Annotated in this window: 4 protein-coding genes; 1 reads left to right on the top strand and 3 read right to left on the bottom strand. The window is 46.1% G+C overall.

Features of this window, described 5'->3' with window-relative positions; genetic code table 11:
• Positions 1 to 195 precede the first annotated feature (195 nt).
• Positions 196 to 3,201, bottom strand: a complete 3,006-nt coding sequence (locus tag Q5691_RS27020) for a glycerol-3-phosphate acyltransferase (RefSeq protein WP_333348279.1) — start codon at positions 3,199 to 3,201, stop codon at positions 196 to 198.
• A gap of 211 nt (positions 3,202 to 3,412) precedes the next feature.
• Here Q5691_RS27020 and psb35 point away from each other — a divergent pair, with 211 nt between their 5' ends.
• Positions 3,413 to 3,625: a photosystem II assembly protein Psb35 gene (psb35, locus tag Q5691_RS27015; RefSeq protein ID WP_333348282.1), complete on the top strand. Its 213-nt coding sequence runs from the start codon at positions 3,413 to 3,415 to the stop codon at positions 3,623 to 3,625.
• A gap of 502 nt (positions 3,626 to 4,127) precedes the next feature.
• Here psb35 and Q5691_RS27010 read toward each other — a convergent pair.
• Positions 4,128 to 6,176 carry a SpoIIE family protein phosphatase gene (locus Q5691_RS27010; RefSeq protein WP_333348276.1) on the bottom strand — a complete coding sequence of 683 codons (2,049 nt, stop codon included), beginning with the start codon at positions 6,174 to 6,176 and terminating at the stop codon, positions 4,128 to 4,130.
• 44 nt (positions 6,177 to 6,220) lie between these two features.
• Entirely contained in the window at positions 6,221 to 6,391 is a 171-nt protein-coding gene (locus Q5691_RS27005) for a hypothetical protein (protein ID WP_333216004.1), read from the bottom strand.
• Positions 6,392 to 7,071 lie beyond the last annotated feature (680 nt).

The raw sequence follows: 7,071 nt of genomic DNA, 5'->3' as shown, positions 1-7,071 counted from the left end.
CAACTTATATTTAACCAAGCTTGAATATATCGATCGCTCCTGCTCTTGGTTGGCTATCGATTATTCAGCAAGCCCTACTTACACTTTAGTTAAAGTTGAGTGAGAAATGCCGATCGCACTTTGAGTTTACCAGGGCGATCGCCTGACGGTCAAACTCACGTTACTACAAACAAGTTTTTATACTCTTCTTCCCGTTTATTCGAGCAATTCTACAGTGCCGAGATACCCATCTACTCTGACTTTTTGACCGTTTCGCAAGCGAGTTGTAGCTTCAGAAATATTCATGACTGCGGGAATTTTGTACTCGCGAGCGATTATTGCTCCGTGAGATAGTTGGCCACCAACTTCGGCGATAATTGCTGTTGCTCCTAATAGCAGCGGTGCCCACCCTGCATCGGTGTAGGGGACTACGGCGATCGCATTTTCTCCTAAATCTGTGCTCGCCGTGCGGCAAATCTTGACAAAGCCTTCGACACGGCCAATACTCGCCGGAATTCCCTGGAGGATATTAGTTCCCGATGTTGCGGAGTCGATCGCCCTTGTCTGAGAATTGGGCAGCAAATTGCCGTAGACCACGGGGGGAATCGGGCGATCGCGATCGGCTACCAGGCGATCGCGCCTTTCCCTAATTGTATCCTTAAACGAAACACTCGCACCGCTACGAATCCACTCCTGAATTTCCCCAAATTCCAGATAAAAAATATCCCCGCTTTCCTGAAACACCTCCATTGCCAATCCGCAAGCTTCAATCTCCAAAAAAGTCCAGCGCAGGTGAGCCAACAACCGCGCGTAAATTTCGCTAATTTGGTTTTTGACAAGAGTTCTTTCTTGACATTTATCTAATCGCCACTTCTGCAAAAAACTCAATCCTATTTCACGTTTTTCCACTAAATTAGTTTCGGCTTTTTGAGCCATAGTTATTAGCAACTTTTGAAAAATTTCCGGTTGTTCTCGCCAAGTAGGAACAGCGATATCCGTTCCCACTTCGCTCAAATATCCGTAAATATCAAGCCACTTTTCAAATTCTGCTTGTAAAGCCGGAGTCTCCGCAAATGTCTGTGCTAAATCTGCGACTGAAATAGTTTCGTCAGGCTGCGAAAAAGCAGCTTGCCGCAATTTCTGAGCCAAATGCTGTAAAGCTCGCACCGAAGCAATTTCAGGAGCGCTGTCATTAGCCAGCCAGTCATCATTAACGCGAAAAATAGCCTTGCGAATAGCCAGCCCGATCGGCCCTAATATATTGTAGTAAGTAATCGGTTTCAGCCACTCCTGAATTTGCTCCGCTCTCTCCAACAATTCCGTTAAATATTGATAATCTGGCATTGGGCATTGGGCATTGGGCATTAATATTTCTTCTTCGCTCGAACCTCTTCCTTCTTCCTTCTTCCTTCTTCCCTCTTCCTTATCCAGACTTTGCAGTGCCGGGAGGAAAATAGAACTACGATCGCCCTTAAATTCTGCATTGAGCGCCCTCTCCCGCTGCACCAGACGCCACAAACCAGGCAAATTCGGCAAAATCTTCCCCAAAGGCGGCTTGCCCATCTTTTGCCCTCTCAGCAAAAATTCCAAACCCTGCTCCGGCAATCCCATCATCCGAAAAATTTCGCCCAACAAAGTCGCATTAAAATAGGCGTGAGAACCCAGCAAAGTTGCCGTTTCATTAAAGTTTAAGCCGATCGCGCGATCGCCCAAAACCACCTTGAATATTTCTCCCCAAACGCCGCAAGTCAGCGGCCGATTAATCGACCAAGTTAGCGGGCGAATTGCACCGGGAATCACTTCCGCTGCAATAGTGCGCGTCCAAAACGGCTGCAAATTAGTAATTGGGCGACTTTGCAAAATCCAAACTTTTTCCCCGTCCCAACTCCACTCAATATCCTGCGGTATTCCGTGAAAAAATGCTTCAATCGCTTGGGCTTGTTTCACCAATTCTGCTAAAATCGATTGAGCAATAATTGAATTACTTTGAAGTTCAGTTAATTTGTTTTCTAATAATTCAGGTTGACTAAAATCAATTTCTAAATGAACCGGAGTACATTGTCCGCCGACAACAGCTTCGGCTCCTCCCGGTAAAGCTTCTATAATTACCTGGGAACCACCATCTAAAGGATTGCGGCTGAACATGACTCCCGCAAATTGGCTGTCAATATAAGGCTGAATCAATACAGCCATTTGGGTGTCGGGTAATTGTCGCTGTCGGCGGTAAGCCACAGCTTCGGAAGTCCAATAAGACTGGCGGCAGCGATTAATGCCGTCGAGCAATTCTGCTTCAGTGAAAACAGGGCCAATAGTTTGATATTGTCCAGCCGCTGAACTAATATCGCCGTCTTCTCCCGCAGCAGAAGAGCGCACAATCATTCGATTGGGGATTTGGGATTTTAGATTTTGGATTACAGAATTACTGATTAACAGTCGATCGGCATTTTCCTCATCTCTTCTTCCCTCTTCCTTCTTCCCTCTTCCTTCTTCCTTCTTCCTTCTTCCTTCTTCCTTCGATGGCAATATAAAACCAGCAGGTACATTAAACCCGGCGCGTTTGAGTTGAGACAATTTAGCCGCTTTATCACCGCAGATTGCAGCATCTAAGGAGTCATCAAGAGAAAACAATTGCTCTGATTTAGATAAAGCCATATCATCACCCTGATTGAAATTAATTGCTGCTAACAACAAAGCTAATCCTGTTGCTGCTAAAAATTCGGGCATTGATTGTCCCCACACCCAAACCCAGATAGGAGTACACAGACACCCGCAACGGGAAGCAAAGAGTCTCGCCCGATCGCCCTCACCCCACCACCGCTGTGCCAAACCCCACACCAGCAGCCCCCAAATGCCCGATGATACAGCCACCGGCGGCGAAAATACCAAAAGACCCCAAACAGCGTTGGTCACGCCTCCACCTCGGGCGATCGCATATCTGCCCGCAACTAGAGGAATTAACAGGACGATCGCGATCGCAGGTGCATCCGGGAAGCAAAATCGCCCCGCCAAAACCGGCACAATACCCCTGGCAATTTCCGCCAACACCGCAGCAATTCCCGCTAATTTCCCCCCGTGAAGGAAAGCAGCCGACACCCCCACATTCCCTGTACCCAGCGCCCTCAAATCTCGGCGGCTAAACACTCGCACCGCCCATCTCGTTAGCGGTAAAGCACCCAGGCTGAAACTCGCAGCCAACAGCAATGCTATTGTCCCCAACGGCATAAAATCTGCTCTCCTATTTTCAACCTCTAAACATTATGACGACAATTCTGTCAAATTTTCTGTCTTCCGATATATCAACCAGACGGCATTAGCACTTAAGATAATGTAAAAGTAGAGTAGATAAGGATTTAGCCTAATGATAGATATCAGCTTGACCACTCCCATAGCAGTTGTTGTTGCACCCATCAGGCAAGTAATGATTGAGCTGCTGATGCAGCAGGCCGTCCCAGAATCAAGTGTCAGCTTGACGACTCCAATAATAGTTCTTGTTATTGGCTTTATTGCTGCCACTACGATCGGCTCGGTCGCCTGGTATAACTCCAAGCGCCCCCCCGGTTGGGAATCCAAAGAACGCCCTGATTTTGTACCGAAAGTTGATAAAGACGATTTGATTGCTGATGTTTCTGATTCAAAGAAAAAATAGAACAAAGCTGTTTTAGAGCGGAAAAAGCTTTGAGAGGAATAGGAATTACCCTTGCAGAACGAGTCGGTCGGGTGCGCCTTGGCGCGCCTTACGCTATGTAGAAAGGGTTTGAGTGAATAGTTTTAATTGACCGAATGCACTAATTTCCATAAAGGGAGCGCTCATCCCGCGATCGATCGCTTTCTTTAGATTGATGCAAGATATCATTAGATAGATTTAATCAAAGAAATTTAGAAGTTGACTACAGGTTGGAGTTGTCTTGAGATTCAGCCTCTTTTGGGGTGCTGCGTTTGAGATATCTCACCACTTTTTCGTAAATTTGACCGAAAGCATCCAAGATACAAGCCTCCAGATTAATGTGTGGAGAAATAAAAAACCTGTATTCGATGAAACTTGCCCCCCGAATTTATCCCTGGGGTCAATGCTTCAATTCTTTAATCTAAAATCTAAAATCAATTGACTGCTAAGGCGATCGCCCCGACGACAATTTTCCCGTTTGATGTCATAAGTTTATGGTTTCGAGGTATTGGCGATCGATCTCAACCAATGCGGCTGCTTGAGGCTGTGACTCTGTTTCGAGGCCTAATTCCGTCCGCTTCACAACCAACAGCGTAATATCATCAAATACTTTTTGAGTGCTAATATGTCGCCGCACATCGTCAATCACCGCTTGCTTGATTTCCCCAGCCGATAAATGCCAGTTTTTGCTAATGACTTCACACATCGCCTCCACGCCATATTGTTTTTTGTTAATGTCTTTTGCTTCGGGAATACCATCGGTATATAGCACTATCCCCTCTCCTAGCTGTAGCTCAATTGAAATATGACTGATGAACTCAGCAATGTCATCGTGGAGGCCAATAGGAAAACCTAAATCCATCGTATCGATACGTTCTACCTGTCCACCGTTTCGCACAATAATTGTTTCTTCATGCTGACCGCTAATGCTGACGAGTCCTTGGGAGTAATTTAAAATCCCTAGGGTGAGGCTTTTCTCAGATTTCATGCGCTGCACGTTTTTGTAAAGGGTGCGGTTGAGCGCATCTAGGAACCGAACCGGGTCTACTTCACCTATCTCCTTGAGGGTACGAACGGCGGTTTGCGCCATCAGCATCAAGATGGCACTTTCAAGTCCATGCCCCGTGACATCGCCGATGCCCAGAGTGACAACGCCATCGGTGTTTAAGACATCATAGTAGTCGCCGCCGACTTCATCGGCGGCCTCCATGTATGCGGCAATATCGAGTCCTTCAATTTTCAGTTCCTCAGCATTGGGCAGAATCATTTGCTGCATCTGACGCACGATATCCAATTCCGCACCCATGCGGAGATTGTCTTCCTTGAGTCTCTCGTTGAGGGCAATGATTTCTTCGTTAGCGGTTCCTAGTTCTGCGGTGCGTTCTTTAACTTTATCTTCAAGTGTTGCAAAAGACTCCTTTAATTGTCCGCTCATTTTGTTGAATGCAGTTGCTAGATCGTGCATTTCATCAGTCCCCTGGACATGAACAGTTTGATCCCAGTTGCCAGTAGACAACGAAGATGCAGCCTCGCTTAATTGCAGCACAGGCTGAGTTAGTCGCCGCGATAACAGCAGGGCAACGATCGAACTGATTGTTAGCACCACGGCTGAAACTGTCAGCGACCATAACAGTTGATTCTGAAGCGCTGCCTGCACAGGTTTTGTGGAGAGTGAAACCAGAATTGCCCCTGTTATCTGTCCTGTCTCGTCAATTAACGGCGTGGCAACTTTCAAAAAACCATCTGCTTGATAACTTTGGGTCAGTTTTTGAGCTATACTATCCTTCAACCTTTGGGTATCTGTTGGACTCAGTTTTTGACTCAATCCCGAATTGTCTGCCACAGCCGTTGCATTGGTGGTGGCGTTGAGACCGACCACCCAGATCCCACCGATTTCTCCACTCGTTAACAATCGCTTGATCAAGCCATTGATTCCAACTTGTTGGCGCAACCGCTCAATAAACGAAGCGTTATACCCAACCTGCACAATCCGGCGACGATCGACCCCTGCTACTGCCACATATTTGTAGATTTGCTTATCGTACTCTCTTACCTGGGCATCCTGAACAACGGTAGATTTTGCTCCTGTTAGGAGGGGCCAAAACATAGACGCCTGGGGTTGTTTAGCCCGATCAGGACTAAACGTGAACGCGAAGGGAGCATTCTTCAAATAAGCCCGTCCAGTTTCATCCGTAATCCAGAACTCCTCCACGACGGATTTTTTGGCGATCGCACTTAACCGTTGATTGATTTGTTGGGAGCTGAGATTGGCTGCTTCAGCTATAGCAACCAGGTGAGCCGAGATCGTGGCTTGGGCAAGCATATGGTCTGCGATCGTATTTTCCACATCTTTGGGAACTTTCTCAACAAACTGAGCACTGCGAGCCAGGGATTGAGCGACTTGCTTACCTTGTGCTTCAGTCTGTGCCAGGAGAGCGTGTCGGGAAGTCCAGGTCAGCAGAGCAACGGTGGGAACAAGGGCAAGGGAAACCAGCCCGATCGTTGTTAAGAGGATTTGTCTTTGGAGTTTCATAAGATTTCCATGAGTGGGTGGGCTATTCAAAGGGTCAATGCTGGCTACAGAAAAATTTGCCCATTGCCGAAGGAAAGATAACCCACCAACCCCACCGCCGCGACGATTTGCAAAACGAAGGGAACGACGAGGGCAGTACGAAGCTGGAATTTACGAGAAGTATTTTTCCAAGATTTCACGGGTATAAGCTGTTGTACACCTAATTTGACAGTCAATTTTTCTATAATTATTGTGGAACGGGCATCCTGCCCGTCTCTGGATTCAATTTAAATGCGTAGCAACTTAGCGATTAACTAAGAATAATTACGCCTTTAGTATCGCTTCCATTTGTTGCGTGGCGTTATTAGAATTTTCTACCTGTTGCTTCAAAACCCGCAGTGTAATATCATCCCTGGCTTAGCGGGACAAAAACTGCGTTTTAAGCCCAAACGAAGCCTAAACAGACTTTATATGAAGCTGTAGACATCCTTGTTTTCTTGCGACCCAGATTTCTGAGATTCGCTCTCAGCCGTTTACAGACAATATGCCCTGTACTATACAACTTTTTAGGTCGCATAGGAAAAAGTTTTCCCTCGCAAGCGACACCAATCTGTCGGGAGAGATACGGGCAAAACTTGTGATATAGAAATATTCAATAACACCCTGATGGCAGGGATATCTCGTTATTGTAATAAAAACTCGGTCATTTTATAAAAAGCTTTCCAATCATGTGAGAGCTATCTGGTATTTTATCCATCATTACAATGTTTCTTTACGCCTAAAAGTGTTTAGGGTTTTTCCTGGCTCAGTAAAATAATCTTAAAATTTAAGCTTTCTAACCCACATTCCGCAGATGTGTGTGGAATTTTTTTATCAGTTGTGAAAAGTTGGAGTCAAAAAGTTTTTCCGTTTAACT

Origin of the sequence: Microcoleus sp. w1-18aA5, from assembly GCF_036701705.1 — a bacterium.
Lineage (GTDB): Bacteria > Cyanobacteriota > Cyanobacteriia > Cyanobacteriales > Microcoleaceae > Microcoleus.
This window is presented reverse-complemented; position numbering and strand designations above follow the sequence as displayed.